Source organism: Streptosporangium sp. NBC_01755, from assembly GCF_035917995.1.
Taxonomy (GTDB): Bacteria; Actinomycetota; Actinomycetes; order Streptosporangiales; family Streptosporangiaceae; genus Streptosporangium.
In genome coordinates this window covers 1,820,661-1,842,235 of sequence record NZ_CP109131.1, presented here as the reverse complement: position 1 = coordinate 1,842,235, position 21,575 = coordinate 1,820,661, and the positions used below count along the sequence as shown (strand labels likewise).

Annotated in this window: 26 protein-coding genes, 1 tRNA gene and 1 pseudogene; 17 read left to right on the top strand and 11 right to left on the bottom strand. The window is 68.4% G+C overall.

What is annotated here, in order from left to right:
* Positions 1-2 precede the first annotated feature (2 nt).
* The 3 genes from OG884_RS08305 to OG884_RS08295 are packed head-to-tail and all read right to left on the bottom strand — an operon-like array spanning position 3 to position 3,027.
* Complete coding sequence (locus OG884_RS08305) at positions 3-1,751, bottom strand: hypothetical protein (protein ID WP_326643787.1); 1,749 nt, start codon at positions 1,749-1,751, stop codon at positions 3-5.
* 2 nt (positions 1,752-1,753) lie between these two features.
* On the bottom strand, positions 1,754-2,689 hold the full coding sequence (locus OG884_RS08300) for an AAA family ATPase (protein ID WP_326643785.1): 936 nt from the start codon (positions 2,687-2,689) through the stop codon (positions 1,754-1,756).
* The gene (locus OG884_RS08295; RefSeq protein WP_326643783.1) at positions 2,686-3,027 is read right to left on the bottom strand and encodes a CU044_2847 family protein; all 342 of its coding nucleotides are present in this window, start codon (positions 3,025-3,027) and stop codon (positions 2,686-2,688) included. The genes OG884_RS08300 and OG884_RS08295 overlap by 4 nt, the downstream gene beginning before the upstream one ends.
* A gap of 851 nt (positions 3,028-3,878) precedes the next feature.
* On the opposite strand from OG884_RS08295, the gene OG884_RS08290 reads away from it, so the two are divergent.
* Positions 3,879-4,736 (top strand): 3-methyladenine DNA glycosylase, encoded by an 858-nt coding sequence (locus OG884_RS08290; protein ID WP_326643781.1) that lies wholly within the window; start codon positions 3,879-3,881, stop codon positions 4,734-4,736.
* A 37-nt stretch (positions 4,737-4,773) separates the two neighbouring features.
* On the opposite strand, the gene OG884_RS08285 is transcribed toward OG884_RS08290, so the two are convergent.
* Positions 4,774-5,583 (bottom strand): SAM-dependent methyltransferase, encoded by an 810-nt coding sequence (locus OG884_RS08285; RefSeq protein ID WP_326643779.1) that lies wholly within the window; start codon positions 5,581-5,583, stop codon positions 4,774-4,776.
* A gap of 195 nt (positions 5,584-5,778) precedes the next feature.
* Between OG884_RS08285 and OG884_RS08280 the strand changes: the two genes are divergently transcribed.
* Together OG884_RS08280 and OG884_RS08275 are read left to right on the top strand one after the other, a co-directional pair.
* The gene (locus OG884_RS08280; protein ID WP_326643778.1) at positions 5,779-6,027 is read left to right on the top strand and encodes a hypothetical protein; all 249 of its coding nucleotides are present in this window, start codon (positions 5,779-5,781) and stop codon (positions 6,025-6,027) included.
* The gene (locus OG884_RS08275) at positions 6,024-6,320 is read left to right on the top strand and encodes a hypothetical protein (protein WP_326643777.1); all 297 of its coding nucleotides are present in this window, start codon (positions 6,024-6,026) and stop codon (positions 6,318-6,320) included. Before OG884_RS08280 ends, OG884_RS08275 begins: the two co-directional genes overlap by 4 nt.
* A gap of 257 nt (positions 6,321-6,577) precedes the next feature.
* On the opposite strand, the gene OG884_RS08270 is transcribed toward OG884_RS08275, so the two are convergent.
* Positions 6,578-6,955, bottom strand: coding sequence for a YdcF family protein (locus tag OG884_RS08270; protein ID WP_326643775.1), 378 nt, complete (start codon positions 6,953-6,955; stop codon positions 6,578-6,580).
* 288 nt (positions 6,956-7,243) lie between these two features.
* Here OG884_RS08270 and OG884_RS08265 point away from each other — a divergent pair, with 288 nt between their 5' ends.
* A complete protein-coding gene (locus tag OG884_RS08265; RefSeq protein WP_326643773.1) occupies positions 7,244-10,378 on the top strand; it encodes a M14 family metallopeptidase in 3,135 nt (1,044 codons plus the stop codon).
* A 133-nt stretch (positions 10,379-10,511) separates the two neighbouring features.
* Here OG884_RS08265 and OG884_RS08260 read toward each other — a convergent pair whose 3' ends face one another.
* Positions 10,512-10,685: a hypothetical protein gene (locus OG884_RS08260; RefSeq protein ID WP_326643772.1), complete on the bottom strand. Its 174-nt coding sequence runs from the start codon at positions 10,683-10,685 to the stop codon at positions 10,512-10,514.
* Between the two features lie 16 nt (positions 10,686-10,701).
* Here OG884_RS08260 and OG884_RS08255 point away from each other — a divergent pair, with 16 nt between their 5' ends.
* The 7 genes from OG884_RS08255 (at position 10,702) to OG884_RS08225 (ending at position 14,163) form a co-directional block, all read left to right on the top strand.
* Positions 10,702-10,854, top strand: a complete 153-nt coding sequence (locus tag OG884_RS08255; RefSeq protein WP_326643770.1) for a zinc ribbon domain-containing protein — start codon at positions 10,702-10,704, stop codon at positions 10,852-10,854.
* Positions 10,855-11,085: 231 nt separating this feature from the next.
* The gene (locus OG884_RS08250; RefSeq protein ID WP_326643768.1) at positions 11,086-11,328 is read left to right on the top strand and encodes a carbohydrate-binding protein; all 243 of its coding nucleotides are present in this window, start codon (positions 11,086-11,088) and stop codon (positions 11,326-11,328) included.
* 188 nt (positions 11,329-11,516) lie between these two features.
* Positions 11,517-11,741 carry a DUF305 domain-containing protein gene (locus OG884_RS08245; protein ID WP_326643766.1) on the top strand — a complete coding sequence of 75 codons (225 nt, stop codon included), beginning with the start codon at positions 11,517-11,519 and terminating at the stop codon, positions 11,739-11,741.
* A gap of 118 nt (positions 11,742-11,859) precedes the next feature.
* Positions 11,860-12,648 (top strand): MetQ/NlpA family ABC transporter substrate-binding protein, encoded by a 789-nt coding sequence (locus tag OG884_RS08240; RefSeq protein WP_326643764.1) that lies wholly within the window; start codon positions 11,860-11,862, stop codon positions 12,646-12,648.
* Between the two features lie 161 nt (positions 12,649-12,809).
* A complete protein-coding gene (locus tag OG884_RS08235) occupies positions 12,810-13,076 on the top strand; it encodes a DUF6458 family protein (RefSeq protein ID WP_326643761.1) in 267 nt (88 codons plus the stop codon).
* A 131-nt stretch (positions 13,077-13,207) separates the two neighbouring features.
* Positions 13,208-13,453 (top strand): BON domain-containing protein, encoded by a 246-nt coding sequence (locus OG884_RS08230; RefSeq protein ID WP_326643759.1) that lies wholly within the window; start codon positions 13,208-13,210, stop codon positions 13,451-13,453.
* Positions 13,450-14,163 (top strand): metallophosphoesterase family protein, encoded by a 714-nt coding sequence (locus OG884_RS08225; RefSeq protein ID WP_326643757.1) that lies wholly within the window; start codon positions 13,450-13,452, stop codon positions 14,161-14,163. The genes OG884_RS08230 and OG884_RS08225 overlap by 4 nt, the downstream gene beginning before the upstream one ends.
* A gap of 349 nt (positions 14,164-14,512) precedes the next feature.
* Here the strand turns inward: OG884_RS08225 and OG884_RS08220 are convergent, their stop codons facing one another.
* Together OG884_RS08220 and OG884_RS08215 are read right to left on the bottom strand one after the other, a co-directional pair.
* Positions 14,513-14,662, bottom strand: a complete 150-nt coding sequence (locus OG884_RS08220) for a GPGG-motif small membrane protein (RefSeq protein WP_165959640.1) — start codon at positions 14,660-14,662, stop codon at positions 14,513-14,515.
* A gap of 22 nt (positions 14,663-14,684) precedes the next feature.
* Complete coding sequence (locus tag OG884_RS08215) at positions 14,685-15,188, bottom strand: DUF6328 family protein (protein ID WP_326643753.1); 504 nt, start codon at positions 15,186-15,188, stop codon at positions 14,685-14,687.
* Between the two features lie 60 nt (positions 15,189-15,248).
* Between OG884_RS08215 and OG884_RS08210 the strand changes: the two genes are divergently transcribed.
* The gene (locus tag OG884_RS08210; protein ID WP_326643752.1) at positions 15,249-16,373 is read left to right on the top strand and encodes an RNA-guided endonuclease InsQ/TnpB family protein; all 1,125 of its coding nucleotides are present in this window, start codon (positions 15,249-15,251) and stop codon (positions 16,371-16,373) included.
* A 168-nt stretch (positions 16,374-16,541) separates the two neighbouring features.
* The gene (locus tag OG884_RS08205; RefSeq protein WP_326643750.1) at positions 16,542-17,138 is read left to right on the top strand and encodes a hypothetical protein; all 597 of its coding nucleotides are present in this window, start codon (positions 16,542-16,544) and stop codon (positions 17,136-17,138) included.
* A gap of 162 nt (positions 17,139-17,300) precedes the next feature.
* On the opposite strand, the gene OG884_RS08200 is transcribed toward OG884_RS08205, so the two are convergent.
* Positions 17,301-17,672, bottom strand: coding sequence for a PRC-barrel domain containing protein (locus OG884_RS08200; RefSeq protein ID WP_326643748.1), 372 nt, complete (start codon positions 17,670-17,672; stop codon positions 17,301-17,303).
* Between the two features lie 251 nt (positions 17,673-17,923).
* Here OG884_RS08200 and OG884_RS08195 point away from each other — a divergent pair.
* Positions 17,924-17,997 (top strand) — tRNA-Lys (locus OG884_RS08195).
* 265 nt (positions 17,998-18,262) lie between these two features.
* Here OG884_RS08195 and OG884_RS08190 read toward each other — a convergent pair.
* A complete protein-coding gene (locus tag OG884_RS08190; protein WP_326643746.1) occupies positions 18,263-19,078 on the bottom strand; it encodes an SDR family NAD(P)-dependent oxidoreductase in 816 nt (271 codons plus the stop codon).
* A gap of 90 nt (positions 19,079-19,168) precedes the next feature.
* Here OG884_RS08190 and OG884_RS08185 point away from each other — a divergent pair, with 90 nt between their 5' ends.
* Complete coding sequence (locus tag OG884_RS08185) at positions 19,169-19,714, top strand: TetR family transcriptional regulator (protein ID WP_326643745.1); 546 nt, start codon at positions 19,169-19,171, stop codon at positions 19,712-19,714.
* A gap of 108 nt (positions 19,715-19,822) precedes the next feature.
* On the opposite strand, the gene OG884_RS08180 is transcribed toward OG884_RS08185, so the two are convergent.
* Complete coding sequence (locus tag OG884_RS08180) at positions 19,823-20,506, bottom strand: alpha/beta hydrolase (protein ID WP_326643743.1); 684 nt, start codon at positions 20,504-20,506, stop codon at positions 19,823-19,825.
* An 81-nt stretch (positions 20,507-20,587) separates the two neighbouring features.
* Here OG884_RS08180 and OG884_RS08175 point away from each other — a divergent pair.
* Positions 20,588-21,139 (top strand): annotated as a pseudogene (locus tag OG884_RS08175) (AMP-binding protein); the annotation flags it as partial.
* Positions 21,061-21,528: an aromatic-ring hydroxylase C-terminal domain-containing protein gene (locus OG884_RS08170; protein ID WP_326643741.1), complete on the top strand. Its 468-nt coding sequence runs from the start codon at positions 21,061-21,063 to the stop codon at positions 21,526-21,528. The pseudogene OG884_RS08175 and the gene OG884_RS08170, both read left to right, overlap by 79 nt.
* Positions 21,529-21,575: the final 47 nt, after the last annotated feature.

Genomic DNA, 21,575 nt, shown 5'->3' with positions numbered 1-21,575 from the left:
GTTCACCGTGGCTCACCACCCTGCTGGAGCCGGGCGCCGCAGGCCTCGGCCAGCGCGCGGGTCAGAGCCGCGCCCGGTCTGGGGCCGGGATCGAGGACGACGGCGTGGATCCGTTTCATCCTGCTCAGTTCTCGTGCCATCGCCAGCGCGTCCTCCACTCCCTCGCTGCCGACGCGGTCGGGCAGCTCGCCCGTCGCGCTCGCGCGCAACGGGATGTTGCCGCGCCCGTCGGTGACGATGACGAGCAGCACGTCGTCGGCGGGCACCCTCCCCAGGTGGAGCCGGTGGCGCAGTGTCTCGACGGCCAGGTCGAGTCCGTGCGCGAGTGGGGTGCAGCGGCCCACGGGCCGTTCCAGGGCTCGTACGACCCGAGGGTCGAGCAGGCTGGACGCGCTGAACCGCTGGGCGCGGAGCTCGTTGGCGACGCCCGCCGCGCCGACCTCGATCACGGAGACGCCGGCCCTGCCGGTATAGGCCCACTGCAGGTAGGGGGCCAGGGCGTCGAGCCAGTTCCAGCCCGCCCTGCAGGTGTGATCGAGGACGAGGACCAGGAGCCTGGCCGGGTCGGCGCTACGGCGATGGACCCTCAGGTCCGGCGGGATCAGGTGCAGGGGGTGCGGCGGGCGCGAGTAGTGATCCTCACACCGCCCGGCCTGCAGGGGAGCGGCGCCGAGGATGGTGGCGACGATCGCCAGGTCGCCGAAGGCGCCCGGCCGTGACCCGATGGACCTGCCGTGGCTCGGCCGCGACGAGGAGTGCCGCGTGGTCTGCGAGCGAAGCGACCCCGGGTCTCGTTCCGGCTCGGTGTCGTCCTCGGGGTAGGGGCCGCCGGGGTCGGCGGGGGAGACGGGGCCCGGAGCGAGCGGCTGGGCGGGAGCCGGGGCCGCGACGTTGAACCCGTCCGCTCGCGCCGAGGGGGACGGCTCCTTCCCGCCGCGCCTTCCGGCTCCGCCGCCCTCTTCGGGATCGTGCCGCCCGCGGGCGACGCCGCCCCCGGAGTCGTCGCGGTGACCCCGATCGAGTGGTGGGGGGAGGCGCAGCAGTGACGCCGCCTGCTCGACGTCGGCGTTCGTGGTCCAGGTACGGCTGTCGAGGGTTGCCAGCGCCCGGCCGATCCTGGCGAGGGCGAGGTCCCGGCGCGCACCGGCCGTGCCCCTCGCGGTACGGCCGAGAACCCCTCTGGACACCTCGTCGGGTACAGTCGCCAGCCGGCCTCCGGCCAGCGCGTGGCGCCACTTCTCCGCTGGGGGTTCCAGATCCGCGGGGAGCCCGGAGGCGTCGACGCGCAGGGGGAAGCGGTCGAGCAGATGCGGCGGGATCCGGCCGACGTCGGCGCGGGCGCAGCCGGCCACCCACCGGGTCCGTGGCGCCCAGGTCACGCTGAGCCCTTCGCGCTCCAGGTGGGCCACGTCGGCGTCCAGCAGGGTGATCGCGGCCCGCTGCCCGGTGAGCGAGAGCTTCGCGAGATCGGAGACGAGGACGGTGAGGGGAGGGGCGCCGGGGCTGTCGACCAGGGGTCCCGGAGAGACGCCGAACGTGGGCCTGGAGGACAGGCCGATCCACGCGTTGTCCGCGACGGCCGACGTTCCCAGCACGTACGGGTGGGGATTCCCGAGGAGCGAGCCGAGCCAGTGCCCGATGTCGAGCAGCAGGGCGGGCTCCAGGTCGAACAGGAGCACCCCGCGGAGCCGTGGGTCGAGCGCGGCGCACGCCAGGGCGTACCTCACTCGCGACGCGGTCGGCATGGCCATCGTTACCCCAGGATGATCGTGTCCAGCTGGTCTCGCTCCTTGGCGGTCCACTTGATCGACTCGCCGTACACCGCCTCGGGAAGGCGATGCGCCAGGGCGAACTCGGCGACCGCGCGGACGTCGCCGGAGGTGACGATCCGGTGTCCTTCCAGCGCCGCCCGCGCTCTGGCGGCCAGTGCCATCACCTTCTCGCCGCGGTGCCCGGCCACCTCGAACTTCGCCGAGATCCGGGAGCAGAGGCCGAGGATCTCGTCCGGCATCTCCACCTTGCCCACCCTCGTCTTGGCCAGGTCAAGCCGCCTCCGTATCTCCCGGTCCTGCTCGGCCCCCTTCTCCAGCCACGGGGAGCCCGGCTTGGCGATCTCCTCCTCGAACCGCAGGACCGTGCGGAGGATCTCGTGCCGCTGTTCGACCGCCGTCTCGGCGCTGACCGGCACCAGCAGGCCGAACCGGTCAAGAAGCTGCGGGCGCAGCCACCCCTCCTCCGGGTTCATGGTGCCGACCAGCGTGAACTTGACGGCGATCGTCGGCCGGTCGAGCCCTTCCCGGTGGACCACGAGCACATTGGTCGAGGTGACGTCCAGGATGATGTTGACCAGATGGTCGTCGAGGAGGTTCACCTCGTCGATGTAGAGGAGACCCTGCTTGTCGGCGGCTTCCAGCAGACCCGGCTGCCGCTCGGTCCTGCCCGTCATCAGCGCGTCGATGCTCCAGCCGCCCAGCACGCGGTCTTCCGTGGCGTTGATGGGCAGCGTGACCGGAAGCCCGCCGTAGGCCATGAGGCTGAAGGACCGCACCGTGGTCGACTTGGCCGTGCCGCGCTCGCCGCTGACCAGCACGCCGCCGATGCCCGGCGCGACGAAGGCCAGCTCCAGGCATCGGCGCAGGTCCGCCTGTCCGACGACGTGGCTGTAGGGCAGAATCCGCACCTCGGTCATGGAGCCGGCTTCCTCCAGCGCAGCGTGACCAGAAGCTGCGCCCCGGAGGCCAACTCCACGATCTTCGCGCCGACCTTGCCGTCGACCTTCACGGCGAGCTGCATCTCGAACTCGTCGGGACGAGCCTCCTTCGCCATGGCACCGATCTGGTCGCCCACCTCGTAAGCGCAGTCCGTCACCATCTGGATCGCCTCGCTGAACAGGTGGCGACCGATCACCAGAGGTTTTTCCAACGCTCCCCGGGTGTCGCCGTCGTAGATCGACGCATGATCATTCGCTTCGAATTCGTCGATCTCGATGTTGATGGTCCCGCGACCGGACGCGCTCTCAACCGCCACTACAACCATGAAACCTCACTGGAGATTAACGTCGTTCTCAACGCCACTCGGCAGGCTCCCTGATTGTGCCGTAAATACCGGGGGTACGTCAGCGTATCCGGTGATGTACTTTCCCGCCGCGGAGCCGGATCGCGGTGATTCTCGCCCCGGCCCGGTGCTCGGATAAAGGGTCCGGTATTCGACCGCGGAGCGCACCGGCAGGTCATGCCGGGGAAAGCGGTTGTGGCAGCCCTCCGGTTCCGCGGAGGCGTTGACGACCGGATCCGCCGGCGCGGACCTCCGGGCAGATCGGCCGCCTGTCGAGGGCCTTCCGCTCCCACGTGGTCACCACCGGCGCGGGCGGGGGGTGCGGATGGTCGGGAAGATCTATAAGGGTATTTAGGGTGTAATAATACGAAATATCGGCCCAGTCCGGATCTGGTGGCGATGATCGGCCGCCGGCCTTTCGTGGCCAGTCTGGATATCCGACGATGTGCGGTCAGAAAGCCCGGCCCGATCGCACCGGATCCGGCTTTCATTTATTCACCCCGGGTATTGCCTTCCCCACGGTCCTGGCGAAGAGGGTCGCCCCGCGCCGCTTCCCGTCATTCTTTCATCGGTCAATCGGCGCCTTCCATGCGCCCGGCGGTGAAGACTTACCGGCGTGGTTCGAACTCTTTACCACCCGGCCGTCCCCGTCCGAGGCCGGCGGCGGGGGATCAGCGGGACCGGGACGATCGCGGACGCGGCCTGCGCCGGCTCCTCGACGGTATCGCCGGGCGGTCGCTCAGCGGGATGGACCGGTCGCGAGCGGCGATACCGGAAGAGTCCCCGTTTACCGCTCACCGGCTGGGTTTTCCTACGATGCGGGGATGGAAGTGCTGAGCGAGCAGGAGTGGCGGCGCCGGGCCTCGGCGCACCGGGATCGGGTCGGAACCTGGCTCGAACCGCATCTGCGCCGCGGCCAGGAGCGGGTCGCCCATCCGGTCGAGGACTTCCTGTTCACCTACTACAGCTTCCGGCCGGGACGCCTGCTGCGGTGGCACCCGGGGGCCGATGTGGTCCTGGCTGGGGCGAGTTCCTTCGGGGCGAACTACCGTGACTGCGAGCAGGGTGCGGTGCTGGACCTTGGGCTGGTGCTGCCGCAGCGCACGGCCGCGATCGGCTGGACCAGGGAGCTGCTGGCCGCCACCGCGAGCCGTCCGCCCTACCTGGGCTGCTTCGGGATGCACGAGTGGGCGATGGTCTACCGGACGCCGGAGGCGGAGATCCGGCACTCCTCCTTCCCGCTCCGGCTCTCTCCCGAGGGGATCGAGGAGGTCGTCGACCAGCGCGGAGTGCGGTGCGGCCACTTCGACGCGTTCCGGTTCTTCACCGCCCCCGCCCGCCCGCTCAACGTGATCCAGCCGACCCGCGAACGCCAGCGGGAGCTGGAGCAGCCGGGTTGTCTGCACGCCAACATGGACCTCTACAAGTGGGCCTACAAGCTGTCGCCGCTGATCGGCAGCGAACTGGTCGCCGACTGCTTCGCGCTCGCCCGCGACATCCGGATCGTGGACATGCGGGCCAGCCCGTACGACCTGAGCGCCCTGGGCTACCGGCCGATCCAGGTGGAGACCGCCGAAGGTCGCGCAGAGTACGCGACCGCCCAGCGCGCCTTCACCGAACGCTCCGCTCCACTCCGCCAACGCCTGCTGGAGGAGTGCGACCGCCTGCTGGCCCTGGCCTGACCGACGTCGGCCCCGGCAGCGTGGCCCGGTCGGCGGGCTACGGCTTGCGCGCCACAGCCCCGTGCGCGTCGATCCAGGGCGAGTCGTCGGTGTCGGGCCGCCAGCGTGTGATGGGCGCCAACCCCGGCTCGACCAGCTCCATATCCGCGAAGCACTCGGCCAGCTGGTCGAGCCGACGCAGGTAGTACGGCACGGCTCCGCTCTCCGCGAGCTTCTCACTGCCCTCGTTGACCGCCTCGCCCGTGTCGGTCCCGTCCCAGAGCACCAGGTAGCTGCCGGAGGGCACGGCATCCATGACGCGCGAGACGATGGAGCGCATCACCGCGAAGTCCTCCACATAACCGAGGACGCCCATGAACATCACGGCGATCGGCCGGGTGAAGTCCAGGACGTTGCGGGCGTCCTCCAGGATCAACTCGGGCTCGTGATAGTCACCGTCGACATAGGCGGTCACACCCTGCGGAGTGGTGTTGCGCAGCAGCGCCCTGGCGTGCACCAGCACCATGGGGTCGTTGTCGACGTAGACGATCCGCGCATGCGGCGTGACCTGCTGAGCCACCTCGTGGGTGTTCTGCATCGTCGGCAGGCCGGTGCCGATGTCGAGGAACTGGTCGATTCCGGCCTCCGCGGCCAGGTGACGCACCGCCCGGGTGAGGAACTTCCGCGACTGCGCCGCCATCGTCACGATCTGGGGGTAGACCGCGGCGACTGCGTCGCCGGCCGCCCTGTCCGCCTCGAAGTTGTCCTTGCCGCCCATCCAGTAATTCCAGATCCGCGCCGCGTGCGGAATATGTGGCTGGATCTTCGCGGCCAGGTCGCCGCGCCAGGGGATCAGAGGATCATCCATGTGCTCGAACTCCGGAGGGGGGTGAGGTGACGAGAGCAGTGCAAGAGTGATCATAAGCCTCGGCGGCTGTGCACCGCCATAACAAGGTATGAAGGCCACGAGAGATCTCTTTGCGATGAGCAACGGAGGCAATCCACAAGGTCCACGGCCTCGTCAACGCACTCGGATTTCCTGGCCGGTGTGCCGGGCAACAGCATGCTGGACGAACTGCGCCTCCGTTATCCCGACGGCACACTCAAAACGATCAACCTCAGCGTGTTCGGCCCCGTTCTACTACCGGTCCAGACCGTGTACCGCTACGTCGGCAGCTCGAACGACAACCTCACGGGCGCGGCCGAGATCGCCCATGAACAGCCAATTGGCTGTTCAGAGGCCTTACTACTGAGGTTCATGTGGTCTCTTCCCGCTGCGGCACCTTCCCTGCGGCTATCCTCACTGGTATGAGCGCTCAGCCTGTTCACCCGCACGTTCCTGGGGAGCCTCGGGTGCCGCGTACCGTCGACGGGATCTCCACCGCCCTTCAAGGCGGTCGGCGGATGGAGTTCTATCGCGAGCTCGGTATGGCACCCCTGGACCAGGCAGAGGCGATCCTGCGCCGTTGGTGGTGCGAGGCGATGCTCGACACTGATCCCAAGGCCGACCAGATTCGCAAGGCCGCGCTGGAGGGCACCTTGCCCGTCGCCACTCTCGCGGATGTCCTTGCTCGCAGAGAGCGGCAGGGTTTGCCCCTTGAGTGAGTCCGACGAGGAGGGATGGCCTTGCTATTTCTCCGAGGGAGTCGCGGAACTCCTGTCGGATCCCCAGATCAGCCCGACGTTGTTCTCAATGATCGCCGCGCTGTCCGTTGAGATCAACGAGACAAGAGGCGATCTCTCCGGACATACGGCTTCTGTCCAGTGGCCGCAACAGCGCAGAGTTCCGCTCGGCAAGGGTGGGATCTTGGGTATAGCTGAATATGTCGTCGTCGCAGACGCAGCCGAACCGCACTGTGTCATCATCCGGATCCAACGATCATGGCGATGACCAGGTGCTCATCGCCGATGGTCGTCACGTAGTCGGGCAGGGGGAGGGGGTCGGAGGCGCACACGACGTCCACCTCGGGCCAGAGCCTGCGGCAGGTCGCGAAGGCACGGCGTTCCGCGTACGGCTTCGAGACCAGCAGGACGGAGTCCACCCCGAGGGGTTCCAGCAGCCGGCGGGAGAGCGTGATGTTGTCGCCGGTGTTGCGGGCACGGGGCTCCACGATGATGGCCTCTGCGGGTACGCCGAGCTCGATCGCGTGTTCCCGGTAGTGCACGGCCTCTCCCCGGGGGAACCGGGCGGCGGTTTCCGTCTCGCTCTCGGGCGGCGCCGCGGTAACGGTCGCGGTCACGGTGAGGGTCGGCCTCGGGCTCGCGGTCGGGCTGGGACTCGCCTGGCGCGGGGCTTGCCGCTTCGCGGCGCCGTCCGGCCGGCGGACCTGGGGCGGATCGCCTGATGTCCCGGCTGACCAGGGAGAGCTTCACGCCCTGCATGTCCTTCGCGGTGAAGTAAGGCCTAAATGTCGCTCTGACCATATGTGGTCAGAGCGGAACGGTGGCAAGGATTGCCGTTGACTCGGATCCGGCCGCCGCGCAGATTACGGGCATTCCTGTTCTTCGGGGGATGTGCGGAGGTTGCCATGAAACGTGCGAGATTGGTCATTCTCGCAATCACGGTCCTGTTGCTGAGCCTGATCGTGACCACGCCCGCGGCGGCGGTACCGGATCCGCCGGCCGGTGATGACGGAGTACACGTCTACGTCGGCGAACTCACCGTGCGGCAGCTGGACGTGCTGCTGAAGTCGGGCGTCGACCGTGAGGAACTGCGGATCACCAAGTCCGTGAACGGCCAGAGGCTTCTCGTCGAGGCGGTCCTCGGGGCGGCCCAGGTGGAGCAGCTCCGCCGGGAGGGCCTCGGCCTGAAGGCCCAGCAGGCCGCGGCGTCGAGCAGACAGGCGGCCAAGGGGGACGGCGTCTTCAAGCCGTACAGCGGCGCGGGAGGCATCCGCGAGCAGATCGTCAACGCGGCGAACGCCAAGCCCGGCATCGCCAAGGTCGTCGACCTCGGCACCACGATCAACGGGCAGCCGCTCACCGCGATCAAGGTGACCAAGAACGCGCGGCAGCTCAGGGACGGGGCACGCAAGGCGGTGCTCTACATGTCCGCCCAGCACGCCCGCGAGTGGATCACCCCGGAGATGAACCGGAGGCTCCTGCTCCACTACCTGAACGGCTACGGCGTCGACCCCGAGATCACCCAGCTGGTCGACACCGTCGAGCTCTGGTTCATCCCGGTGTCCAACCCCGACGGCTACGACCACACCTTCACCGCGGGCAACCGCCTCTGGCGCAAGAACCTCCGCGACAACAACGGCGACGGGCAGATCACCAGCGCCGACGGCGTCGACCTGAACCGTAACTTCGCCTACAAGTGGGGCTACGACAACGAGGGCTCCTCGGACAACGCGGCCAGCGCGGTCTACCGAGGCCCGAACGCCCAGTCGGAGCCCGAGACCAAGGCCGTCGACGCCCTCGCCAAGCGTGTCGATTTCAGCTACGTGCTCAACTACCACTCGGCGGCCCAGCTGCTGCTGTACGGCGTCGGCTGGCAGCAGGCCACGCCCTCTCCCGACGATCTGATCTTCGAGGCCCTGCTCGGCGACGACGCGACGCCCGCCGTCCCCGGCTACGACCCCGACATCGGCGCCGAGCTTTACACGACCAACGGCGAGACCGACGGCCACATGACCAACAAGCGCGGCGCCCTGGCGATCACACCGGAGATGACCACCTGCGAGGTGGCGGCAGAGAGCGTCCCCGACGACGAGTGGACGCTCGCCGACTGCGCGGGCGGCCTGGGCTTCACCTTCCCCGACAGTGAGGCGCTGATCCAGGCGGAGTTCGCCAAGAACGTCCCGCTCGCCCTCGCCCTCGCCAAGTCCGTGAAGACCCCCGACAACCCGGTCTCCCCGGTGGGGCGTACGGTCCCCGATTTCAGGCCGGACAGCTTCACCGTCTCGTACGGCGACCCGCAGCCGGTGGCCGTGACCGCGCGGCGCTCCCTGTCGGCCAAGCAGCTGCGCTTCCGGATCAACGGGGGCCCGGTGCGCCTGCGCGGGCTCACCGAGTGGAAAGGCGGCGAGCGGTACGGCGACGAGAACGACGAGTACTTCGCCGAGTACCGCGCGAAGGTGGAGGGCGCCAGGCCGGGAGACAGCGTCGAGGTCTGGTTCACCGGCCACAAGACCGGCACCGGCACCGTGGAGAGCCGGCACTTCACCTACAAGCTGGAGAAGAAGTCCAACGCCAAGGTGCTGATCGTGGCGAACGAGGACTACACCGGGTTCAACCCGGACTATCCGGCGTCGGTGACCGCGCCGAAGTACGCCGCGCAGTACAGGCAGGCGCTGCAGAGCGCCGGGTACTCCTCCGAGACGTGGGACGTCGACGCGCAGGGCGTGCCGCACCACCTCGGGGTGCTCAGCCACTTCAAGGCGGTGGCCTGGTACCTCGGTGACGACCGGCTCGCGATGGACGCCCAGGACGTGGCCACCCAGACCCCGTTCGGCCCGCTGCCCGACATGGACGTCAAGCGGGAGCAGCAGGACCTGACCATCTCGGTCCGCGACTACCTCAACGAGGGGGGCAAGCTGCTCTACACCGGGGAGACGGCCGGATACCTCGGCTTCTTCGGCACCAGCCTCGGCGGCATCTACTACGGCCTGGACGGCGCGCCGGACGCCGACTGCGTCATCACCAGCACGGACGGCTTCTTCGAGGAGTGCCTCATCCTCGCCGACGACTTCGCCCAGTACTACCTCGGCGTCTACGGCCGCAACCCGCGCGTCGGGCCGTCCGGGTTCACCGGCACCGGCACCGGGCTGAACGGCACGAGCGGCACCTTCGGCGGCCCGGCGGTCACCGACAACCCGCTGGACGAGGCGGGCAACCTCCAGGTGACCAGCGACAAGCTGCCGCCCGCGAGGTTCCCGCAGTTCAAGAGCTCGGCCTCGGCCGAGTACATCGGGGCGACCGGGCCGTTCGACCCGGTCGAGGGCGGCTGGTACGCGGCCGGACCGCACACCGACGACGCGTACATGAGGCTGACGCGCACGATCGACCTGGCGGCCGTCCCCGCCGCGCAGCAGCCCAGGCTCCAGTTCCAGCTCTCGTTCAACACCGAGGAGGGGTACGACAACGTCGTCGTCGAGGCGCACACGGTCGGCCAGGACAACTGGACCACCCTGCCCGACCTCAACGGCGGCACCTCCACGGGCGTCCCGGCCGAGTGCGAGGCCGGCTTCCTGCTGGACGAACACCCGTGGCTGCTGCGCTACCTGACGCCGGGCAGCCCCTGCGCGGCGACCGGGACCAGCGGCTCCTGGAACGCCTTCACCGGCGACTCCGGCGGCTGGCAGCAGGTGGCCTTCGACCTGTCCGCGTACGCGGGGCAGCAGGTCGAGGTGTCGATCAGCTACGTGACCGACCCCGGCACCGGCGGTGTCGGCGCGTTCGTGGACGACACCAGGGTCACCACGGCCGGTGGCCAGCTGAGCGCCGAGGGCTTCGAGTCCGGTCTCGGTGCCTGGTCGATCCCCGGGCCGCCGCAGGGCAGCCCGTCGGGCGCGGGTGACTTCGCCAGGGTGCAGGCCGACAGGACGGCGGCCGTCTCGACGAAGGACAGCGTGTTCCTCGGCTTCGGCCTGGAGCAGGTGGCCAGTCCCGCCGAGCGCGCCGCGACCATCAAGAAGATCATGAAGCACCTGATCGGGTAGCCGGGTCCCACCGATAACGGGCAACCGGTAACCGACCCGATAACCGGTGACCGGACCCGACCGTGAGGCCGGGCGTCACGCACGTGGCGCCCGGCCTCCGCGCGCCCCGCTGACGTCGTCCACACAACCGCGTTCAGTTCCGCGGGTCGTCCCAGTAGTTCTTGAGCATCTCGCCAGGCCAACTGGGCTCGCGTACTTCGCCGCGCGGACCCATCTCTCTGAAGTACGGCGCCAGATCGTAGACGGGGCTGCCGTCGATCGCGTCGAGGTCGGTCACGTGCAGGTCCAGGCCGTCGGCCAGGGGCACGGTCGAGGTCCCCGGCGTGAACGTCGCGCAGAAGGCCGGGCTGAACCGCTCGATCGCCGGGGAGGCCTGGGCTCGCACCGTGACCCTGCTGGAGTACAAAACCCGTGATCGCGGCGGGATGGTGGTGAAGGTGGCAGCCCCGGGCACGTCGCAGACCTGCCACCGGTGAGGGCACGGTCTGACACCAGGACTCATGGTCCAGGACGAGGGAGTGCTCACTCACCAGCAGCTACCAGGCACCGAGTCTGCCCGAACAGCAGAACCGGTAGCTCCCATTAGGACGTGGAGACCTCGGGGTTACCCGGTCTGCGAAGCGTCAACCCCCGCGCGCCGCTTAACCGCGACGCGACGGGAGAATCTCCGGTCTTCAGGCCGGGGAGGAGTTCAAACCTGCTCCGACGTGAGCTTCGGCGGGGGCGGCAACCCCAGCCCCACGCCGACGGTGACTCCCACACAGACCCCGACCTCTACTCCGACAGTCACTCCGACGAGCCAGCCGGGCGGCACCTGGCAGGCGGGCACCACCTACGCGGCGGGCGCCACGGTGACCTACGGCGGCGTGACCTACCGGTGCCTGCAGGGGCACACCGCGCTGGCGGGCTGGGAGCCGCCGAACGTCGGTGCCCTGTGGCAGCGCGTCTGACCCGTTGAAATCCGGCCGGGGCGGTCGTCGCCGCCCCGGCCGGGCTCATCGCCGCCTTCGGGGGTCGGTGTCGACCGCTCCGCCGCTTTCAGGGGTCGGTGTCGACCACTCCCCGCCCAGAAGGACTCCGCGGCCGAACATGTCGGCCCGGTGTCCGGCTTTCCTCCCCGGCCTGTCAAGGAGATCTGATGAAGCGTGCGGTTGAGGAGGTGGCGGCGCTCACCGCGGCGCCCCCGGCCGAGTTCGAGAGAAGGTTCCTCGACATGCTCATCGCCCAGCAGGACGACGCCTCCCAGATGGCCAAGGTGGAGGTCGTGACCGGTCTGCACGCCGAGGTCACCGAGATGGCGAAACGCGTCGCTGTCTCGCGTACAGCGCAGATCGCGCAGATGCTGGCTTTGCGTGATAAGTGATGATTTGTCCCTTTATCTGCTTCTGTGAGATATTTCCTACCAGCTGTACGGGGAATCTGGGGGAGAATTATGCGCAGGATATTTGGGATCGTGGCCGGACTGATCTTGGCCGGGACCCTTGCCGGATGCGGGGGGGGCGTCCACCGACACGGCCCAGCCGGCCGACGGCACGCCGAAGGCCGATACCCCGCTCAAGGTCGGGGTCAACCCCGTGCCGCACGGCGAGGTGCTCAAGTACGTCAAGGACAACCTCGCCACCGCCGCCGGGCTGAACCTGGAGATCGTCGAGTTCACCGACTACGTCCAGCCCAACATCCAGCTCGACGAGGGAAACCTGGACGCGAACTACTTCCAGCACGTCCCGTACCTGGAGGAGTTCTCCAAGGGCAAGAACATCCAGCTCAGCTGGGTCGCCCCGGTCCACGTCGAGCCGCTCGGCCTGTACTCCAAGAAGATCAAGAACGTCTCCGAGCTCGCCGAGGGCGCCCAGGTGGCCCTGCCCAACGACGCGAGCAACCTCGGCCGCTCGCTCAAGCTGCTGGCCGACAACGGCCTGATCACTCTCAAGGAGGGGGTCGGCGTCAAGGCCACCGAGCGCGACGTCGCCGACAACCCCAAGAAGCTGGAGTTCAAGCCCCTTGAGGCCGCCCAGCTGCCCCGCTCCCTGGAGGACGTGGACGCCGCGATCGTCAACGGCAACTACGCCCTGGAGGCCGGCCTGCAGCCCGCGGCCGACTCCCTGCTCCTGGAGAAGAGCGAGGGCAACCCGTACGCCAACGGCCTGGTCACCGTCCCGGCCAAGGTGGACGACCCTCGGATCAAGAAGCTCGCCGAGACCCTGGCCGGCGCCGAGGTCGGGAAGTTCATCGAGGACAGGTACAAGGGCGCGGTCCTGCCCGCCCAGTGACCGATCCTTCGCCGATCTCTCAAGGGCCTGACGACTTTTCCGAAGTCGTCAGGCCCTTGACGTCTGCCGGGATGCCGTGGCCGGCATCTGTCTCCGCCGGGTGACGTTTGGGAGCCGTGTGCGGGATAGGGGGGATGCGTTGGCTCGAAGGAGGAGATCCCATGACCATCGCAGGCGGCATCCTTTTTATCATGCTCGGCGCCGTTCTCACCTGGGCCGTCGAATTCGACATCGCCGGATTCGACATCAACGTCGTCGGTGTCATCCTGATGATCGGCGGTCTCGCATGGCTCCTGTTCGCCGTCTACCGGCTCAGCATCGCCCGCCGGGCGGTGGCGGACTCGACGGCCACCACCGTGGTCGAGGACCCGGTCACCCGCCGTCGCGTCTACGAGAAGCGGCACTACAACGACCCTCCGGCGGTGTGAGTCAGGTACCGGCCAGGCGTGCCCGCGTCCTGGGCACAGCGGCCTCCTCTGCCCCCATCAGGGGTTTTAAACGTGTTTGACCTTGGGTTTCGCGGGAAGGCGAGCTGTTTTGGACGGAAAGGAGTTCGACGATGGAGGCTCCGCAGTACGTCGCCGCGCGTGTGCAGCGCGCGCTCGCCGAGGACGAGAGAACCACGGAACTCGGCATCCGGGTGGATGTCCGAGGTGACCAGCTCTACCTGCGCGGCCAGATCACCAGCGCCGACCGCCGCGACCTGATCGCCAAGGTGGCCGGCGAGGCGGCTCCCGGGCTGGTCGTCCACAACGAGATCGATGTCGTGAGCGTGGTGGAGCCGGTGAGGGAGGAGCAGCTGTGAGCGCGCTGCGGATCGCGGCGGTCGGGGACGTGCACCTGGACGAGAGTCTCAGGGGGGATTACCGCAGGCGGCTCGACGGTATCGAGGATCGGGCCGACGTGCTGCTGCTCGCCGGCGACCTGACCCGGCACGGCACCATGGAGGAGGGGGAGATGGTGGCGGACGAGTTCCACGACCTGCCGATCCCGGTGGTGGCGGTGCTCGGCAACCACGACTACCACTCCGACCGGCCCGCCGAGATCGCCGCGCTGTTGCGCGGGGCCGGGATCGAGGTCCTGCACGACGACGCGACGGTGATCGAGATCGACGGGATGCGGCTCGGCGTGGCCGGTGGCAAGGGCTTCGGCGGAGGGTACGCGGGCAAGTGCGCCAGCGACTTCGGTGAGCCGGAGATCAAGGCGTTCATCGGTCACACCAAGCGGATCGCCGATCGCTGGCGGGTGGCGCTGAAGGAAATGGAGGCCGACTACCGGGTCGTGCTGTCCCACTACTCGCCGGTCAAGGACACCCTCGACGGGGAACCGCTGGAGATCTACCCCTTCCTCGGCAGCTACCTGCTGGCCGAGGCGGTCGACGCCGAGGGCGCAGACCTGATCATCCACGGGCACGCGCACGCCGGTACGGAGAAGGGCGTCACCCCGGGCGGTATCCGGGTGCGCAACGTGGCGCTGCCGGTGCTGGGCCGGGCGTACGGGGTGTACCTCCTGTAGAGGGGCCCCGCGTCATGGCTCACGTCGCACCACCTTGTGACATGAGCGGGGTGTGGCCTCCGATAAAGGGCCCGCCGGAGGGGTCCGCCTGCAGACCTGTAGAGGGGACCGCGCCCCTCCCCCGCACCGTCGGGCGCGCCGCCGCAGGGGAACCGGTGGTGGGGGAGGGGGACATGAAGAAGCGGGCCGGGGAGATCCGGCCCGCGAGGCTTCTTGGGGTTCGGGGCGACTTGCGCCTTACGGGCGCGAAGCTCGCTTCGAATGGCGTGTCGGCTCAGGGTCGACACTGGACGGCGTGCGGGTCATGGGCCCGCACCGGACATGTGCTTTCGCGAGTGTGGGGCTCGCGTCAGACATTGAAGATGCTCACGCCCCCGGGGCCGACGAGGAAGCCGAGGACGATGAGGACGATCCCCCAGAGGAGGTCACGACGGGCCAGGATCACGTAGATCCCGGAGATGACGAGAATGACCGCGATGATCCAAAGTAAGGTTGCCATAATCGGCCTCTGCCCTCACGATTCATGACTTAACATCTTCATCATCCTTTGTTCGGTATAGATCAACTATCGGCTGAATGAACCAAAACCAGGCGCTGGACAGGGCCACGACCCCGCCGAACACCGCCGCCGGCCAGGCGTTGACGACCGTCTCCGCGACCAGCGCGACCGAGCTCGTCATCGCGATCGCGAGCCCGGCGGCCCCCGCTATGCCGACTCCGTTGGCGCGGTGCAGCATCTTCTCCTTCAGCCCGGTCCGGAACAGCAGGCGATGCTGGGCGGCCGGGGTGATGAAGCAGACGGACGCGATGGCGGCGCTCAGCAGGGCGATGAAGAACAGCCAGTGCCCCAAGACATCGACCTTGTTGAAGCCCGCGGCGAACGGCAGCGTCAGCAGGAAGGCAAAAAGCACCTGCACGCCGGTGACCGCGACGCGCAGGCCCTGCAGGAGCTCGCCGAGTTCGCGGTCGACGCGTTCCTTGCGGGTTTCTTCAGCGATACTTAGCGAGGAACCCCGGGTGTTCACGCCCGGGAGGAATCGCATACGGTGCCGCGCGTTTGGCGAGTCAACGCTATACTTCACAGCGTGAAATTCGTTGTGCAGGTCCGGCTGTTCCCCACGCCCGCCCAGGAGGCGGCGCTGGCAGACACGCTGCGCCTGTGCAACGACGCCGCCAACCTCGTCTCCGGTGTCGCGTGGGCGACGAAGGTGTTCCGCAACTACGACCTGCGGCTGCACTCCTACGGCGACCTGAAGGCCATGGGCCTGTCGGCCCAGCCCGCCCAGCACGTCATCAAGAAGGTCTCCGACGCGTACACGACGGTGAAAGCCCAGGTGAGTGCGGAGCTGCGCACGCCTCTGGCCAAGCCGATCGCCTTCCGCCCGGACGCGGCGCAGCCGTTCGACGATCGGTGCCTGTCCTGGCAGGTCGAGGCCCGCACCGTGTCCATCTGGACCACCGGCGGCCGGATGAAAGGCATCCGGTTCGCCTGCTCCGACGAGCAGGCCCGCGCACTGGCCGCCTACCGCAAGGGCGAATCCGACCTGATCCACCGAGACGGCATGTGGCTGCTCATCGCCACCTGCGACGTCCCCGATGCCGACGTCACCGAACCCGACGCCTTCCTCGGCGTTGACCTCGGCATCGCCAACATCGCCACCACCGGCGACGGCGAACGACACTCCGGCAGGCACCTGAACGCGGTCCGGCACCGCAACCGGGAACTCCGCCGCCGCCTGCAGGCCAGGCAGACCAAGTCCGCCAAGCGGCTCCTGAAGAGGCGCCGCCGTAAGGAGTCCCGGTTCGCCCGGGACGTTAACCACCGCATCTCCAAAAGCATCGTGACCGAGGCTGCACGCACCGGACGCGGCATCGCCCTGGAAGACCTCCAGGGCATCCGTGAGCGGGTACGGCTCCGCAGGCCCCAGCGGGTCACGCTGCATTCGTGGTCGTTTCACCGGCTCGGCCGGTTCGTCGCCTACAAAGCCGCCCGCGCGGGTGTCGCCGTCGTCTACGTCGACCCGGCTTACACCTCGCAGGAGTGCTCGGCGTGCGGGCACGTCGACAAACGCAACCGGCCCAACCAGGAAACCTTCGCCTGTACGTCGTGCGGTTTCGCTGAGCACGCCGACGTCAACGCGGCCCGCAACATCGCCTCGCGCGGTGTGACGTGCTGGGCAGTGAGTCACGCTGCCGACGACGCGGCCTGAACCGTCGAACCCATCGACGGCGAGGAGCTGCAAGCTCGGTCGTTTACGGCCGAGAAGCTGACGGGAGGGATTTTCTCTTTGCATATGCTTGACTTGAACCATACGCCCCGTTTACCCGAGTCAAGGTCCGGCATGCCTACCGTGGAGGCTATGGGGTACGCGTGAGCCATGGGCAGCCACAGTCATGAGGTCACGGACGCGATCCTGGAAACGCTGAAGCGGGCGAGCAGCGGGCTGAAGGAGGCGGATATCAGGTTCGCGCTCGCCGGAGGCTGCGCGGCGTACGCGCGAGGAGCCGCGCCCTCGCTGCACGACGTCGACTTCGTCCTCCCCGTCGAGGACGTGCCGCTCGCGCTCGAAGCGCTGGGCAAGCTGGGCTTCGAGACGGTCAAGCCGCCGGAGGACTGGCTGGTCAAGGCATTCGACGAGGGCAGGCTGGTGGATCTGATCTTCTCGATCTGCGACCATCCGATCACCTCGGAGCTGTTGAAGCGGGCCGAGCCGATGAAGACCTCGGCGGTGATCCTGCCGGTCCTGGAGGCCACCGACCTGGTCATCTCGTGGCTGCTGCCGTTCTCCGAGCACACCTGCGACTACGGTTCGTTGCTGCCCCAGGTCCGTGCCCTGCGCGAGCAGGTCGACTGGAACCGTGTCGCCGCCGTCGTGCGGGACTCCCCGTACGCCTCCACCTTCCTTACCCTCCTGGGACGCCTCGACATCATCCCCGACTCCCTCGACTCATCGGGCGACCCGACCTGGCCGTGAAGCGTCATCGATCTTCGGAGGCGCCACCCGGGGGTCGGCGGCGCGACTTTCCGGTACCGCCTTCCGGTACCGGAACGCGACTTTCCGGTACCGGAAGGCGGTACCGGAAACGGAGAGTGCCCCGCCGGTCGGCGGGGCACTCTCGTTGTTCGGCGTGCCGGATCAGATGGTGCCCGGTCCGCTCCCGAACGGGAAGCGGCCGTAGTACTCGCCGACGCGGTCACGGTAGGCGGGCTCCTTGAAGTTCGCCTCGTCGAACTCGGGCGCGCCCTTGATCTCGTGCTTGGTGCGCGCGACGTAGACCTTCTTTTCCTGCGGGTCGATCTGTGTCACGGTGCTCGCCGGCAGGAGGACCTTCTTGCCGAAGATCCACGGACCCGTGTCGATGACGAGGTAGCTCTCGCCGACCTCGTAGGTCGCCTCGTCGACGGAGCCGATCTTCCCGTCGGTGGCCTCAACGTGGTACCCGGCGACATCGAGCGTCCTGTCCTGGCCGTACACGTCGGCGCGGTAGTTCCAGAGCTCAGGCTGCATGGTTGAACATCTCCTTTGCGTTGGATTCTCCGGGCTCCGATCAGGTACCCGAGCGAGGGGCGCTAAACGGGCTCCGTTCCGAGTCGGCCGGTGCGGAGCACCGCCCTGCCCCCCTCGCACCGCAGGTCGCCACGTGATTCCGCCCTCCCATCCCGCCCGGAGAAATCGCAGCCGTCACCTGTTCGTTGCTGCTCATATGTCAGTGCATGTACGGACTACAGCGCCGAGTCCGGTAGTCTTGTCGAGGTCTGGCGCCGCTAGCTCAGTTGGTTAGAGCAGCTGACTCTTAATCAGCGGGTCCGGGGTTCGAGTCCCTGGCGGCGCACCTGAAAGAAGCCCCAGCCGGGTATGCCCGGCTGGGGTTTCTTCGTTCGTCGCCTCGTTGAATCAGTCTGTCTCGTCCTCGTCCTCGTCCTCGTCCTCGTCCTCGTCCTCGTGATCGTGTTTTGGTGCTCGCGGTGTGGTCGTGCGTGGCCGCGTCGTAGCGGGCAGATCGTCGATCTTCACCCCGGTCTCGTGCGATCCGGGCTCCGTCCCGCATGCCTTCCGTACGCCACGGTGTGGGCGGCCGTAGCCGCCCACGCCGCGCCTCAGGCGAAGGCCTTGCGCGACAGGTCGTCCCACGCCTCCCATTCCGCGATCCGCCGCGCGTACTCCGCGCGCAGCAACGGCAGCGGCTGGTCGCCGAAGAAGACGCGCAGCGGCGGCTCCTCGGCGTCGACGATCGCCAGGATCGCCGCGCCGGTGGCGTCGGGATCGCCGCGGCGAGCCGAGGCGCTGATCGGCATGTTGCCCCGGAACTCCTCATATGCCGACAGCTGCGATGCCCGTACGGCCGAGGATCCCTGCCAGTCGGTGGCGAATCCGGCCGGTTCCACCAGGGTGACCTTGATCCCGAACGACCGGACCTCCATCGCCAGGCTGGATGTCAGGCCTTCCAGGCCCCACTTCGACGCGTGGTACAGCCCGAGGCCGGGCAGTGCGAACACACCGCCGACCGACGACACCTGGATGATGTGCCCGTGACCCTGCTCGCGCAGCACGGGCAGCGCCGCCTGCGTCACCCACAGCGGGCCGAGTAAGTTCGTGTCGATCTGCCGCCGGGCCTGTTCCTCGGTGACCTCCTCGACCATGCCGAACAGCCCGTATCCGGCGTTGTTGACGACCACGTCGAGCGAGCCGAACCGGCTGTGCGCCGTGGCGACGGCGGCGAACGCGGCGTCGCGGTCGGTGACGTCGAGCTCGATCGGCAGGACGGCGTCGCCCCATGCCTCGACGAGCGGGGCGAGCGTCCGCAGGTCGCGCGCCGTCGCGGCCACCGAGTCGCCGCGTTCCAGGGCCGCCAGCGTCCACACGTGGCCGAATCCTCGCGATGCTCCGGTGATGAACCATGTCTTGGGTACCATCGAGACCTCCTTGAAGTAACTATATGGTTATCTGTCTATCTTGGCATTGATTGCTTGTCAATAACCAATTATTTACTTATGCTGGGGTGTATGGCACGCGATGCGGACAAGACTCGGGACAAGCTCCTGCTCGCGGCGACCGCCGAGTTCGCCGCGTACGGCGAGGCCGGTGCACGGATCGATCGAATCGCCGAGCGCGCGGGCGTCAACAAGCGGATGATCTACGCATACTTCGGCAACAAGGAACGGTTGTTCGCCACCGTGCTGGAGCACTCCCTCAGCCGGCTCGTCGAGGCGGTCCCGCTCACGACCGACGACCTGCCCGGATATGCCGGTCGTCTCTTCGACTACCTGGTCGACCATCCCGAGCGGCACCGGCTTGCCCTGTGGCGCACCCTGGAGAGCTCGCCGTCCACCGAGGTGGAGGAGCGCTCCATCGCCGAGAAGCTGGCGGCGCTGTCGGCCGCGCGGGCTCATGACAGCGCGCTCGATCCGGTGGCGCTGCTGGTGTTCATCATGGCGCTCGTGCAGGCATGGCCGAGCAGGCACGGCGCCCTGGCCCGGCCCACGTTCGCGGACGCCGCCGCTCAGCGGGCCACCGTCGTGGAGGCGGTCCGCCGCCTGACGACTCCGTAGCCGGCAGCACGCCACCGGCTCTGGCCGGTCGGCGTTCTTACCGGCGTTCTTACCGGACTTCTTGTCGGCGAAGATGTGCCGACAGCCCGCCGTAGTGAATCTGGGCGATCATCTGCTGCTCTTGTCGCCGGAGCCCTGAGTGGATCTCAGCCGGGAACGGAGGAAGTTCACGATGATCGACATGACCTGCGTGCTGGTCCAGATGCGGGCCTTGGACGACAGTACGCCGTGACCGGCACCCTCCAGCACATACCGCCTGCTGTCCACATCGGCGCGGCGCAGTGCCTGGTGCAGGCGTGCGGTCTGCGCAGGAGCCACGACGCGGTCGTCGTCGCCGTGCAACAGCAGGAACGGCGGCGTCTCACCTGTGATGTGGCTGACCGGGCATGGGCGCGCCACCAGTAGCGCCAGGACGGCCGGCACCAGTGCGGCCAGCATGACCAACGCCATCGCTCGCACCGTAGTGCCACTCAATGGGGCGGCCAGGGCGCCGAACAGGTAGGCGGCACTGCCGGACAACGCGGAGGCCGCCCCGGCGCGGGCGTGGCCGATGGTCTGCGTGATGGTGGTGACGGCGGGGAAGACGCCGCCGACGCCGAACATCGTGACGGCCAGGCAGAGCCAGGTGCCGGCCAGGGTGGGCGCCAGCATGGCCTGGACTGCCAGCGCCAGCGTGCCGAGGGTGGCGATGGCGATGTAGCCGGTCAGTAGCAGCGGCAGCGCCGCTCGCCGGGCGGCCAGGCCGAAACTCGCGCTGGCGGTGAGCATGGCCACGGCGTTGACGGCGAACACCAGCCCGTACTGGACGGCGCTCAGCCCGTAGCCGTCCTGGAAGACGTAGCCGCCGACCCGCTGCTACCCGGCACCCACACCGTGAGCATCCGGGGAGTCCTGCAGCGCTACCACGTCGCCGGCTTCACCCAGGCCTACGGCATGACGGAGCTGGCCCCGGTGGCCACACTGCTCACCGCGCGGGAACACCTGACGGGTGGCGGGCTGCTGCGCTCGGCAGGGCGAGCCACACCCCACTGCGAGGTCCGCGTCATCACCTCCGACGGTCAACCCGCCCCGGCGGGCACGGTCGGCGAGGTCACCGTCCGGGGCGCCAACGTGATGCTCGGCTACTGGGGCAGGCCCGACGACAGCGCCGCCGCGGTGCGCGAGGGCTGGATGCACACCGGCGACGGTGGCTACCTCGACGAGCACGGCTACCTCTACATCGTCGACCGGATCAAAGACATGATTATCACCGGCGGCGAGAACGTCTACTCCTCCGAGGTCGAAAACATCATCGCTCAGCATCCCGCGGTGGCCTCCTGCGCCGTCATCGGCGTACCGGACGCACAATGGGGAGAGCGAGTGCACGCCGTCATCGTCCTGCGCCCCGGCGCGACCACCACCGCCGCGCACATCAGGACCCATGTCAAGACCACATCGCCGGCTACCCCGTCTGGCTCTCCCGCTTCGGCAACGCCACCCGGCAGGCGGCGACCTACCGCAAGGGCAGGGTCTTCCTGGCCGGTGACCACGCCCACCCGCTGACCGGAACCCGGGCCCCCGACCTCGACCTGGCCGATGGGACGCTGTTCGAGCTGCTGCGCGACGGCCGTCCGGTGCTGCTGGACCTGTCGGGCGGCACCCTGGCGGCCGTCGGTGGCGCCCACGTGTACGCCGTCGCTCCGGCGGCCGGTGACCGGCCGGGATGGGCCACCGCCCGGGCGGTCCTGATCAGGCCTGACGGGTATGTGGGGTGGGCGTCCGAGGAGCCGGACGACGCCGCCTTGGCCAAATCGGCGCGAGCCATGCTCCACTGACCACCCGGCCCGCTATCGCAGCACCTTGGCGACGCCGCGCCCGCTCC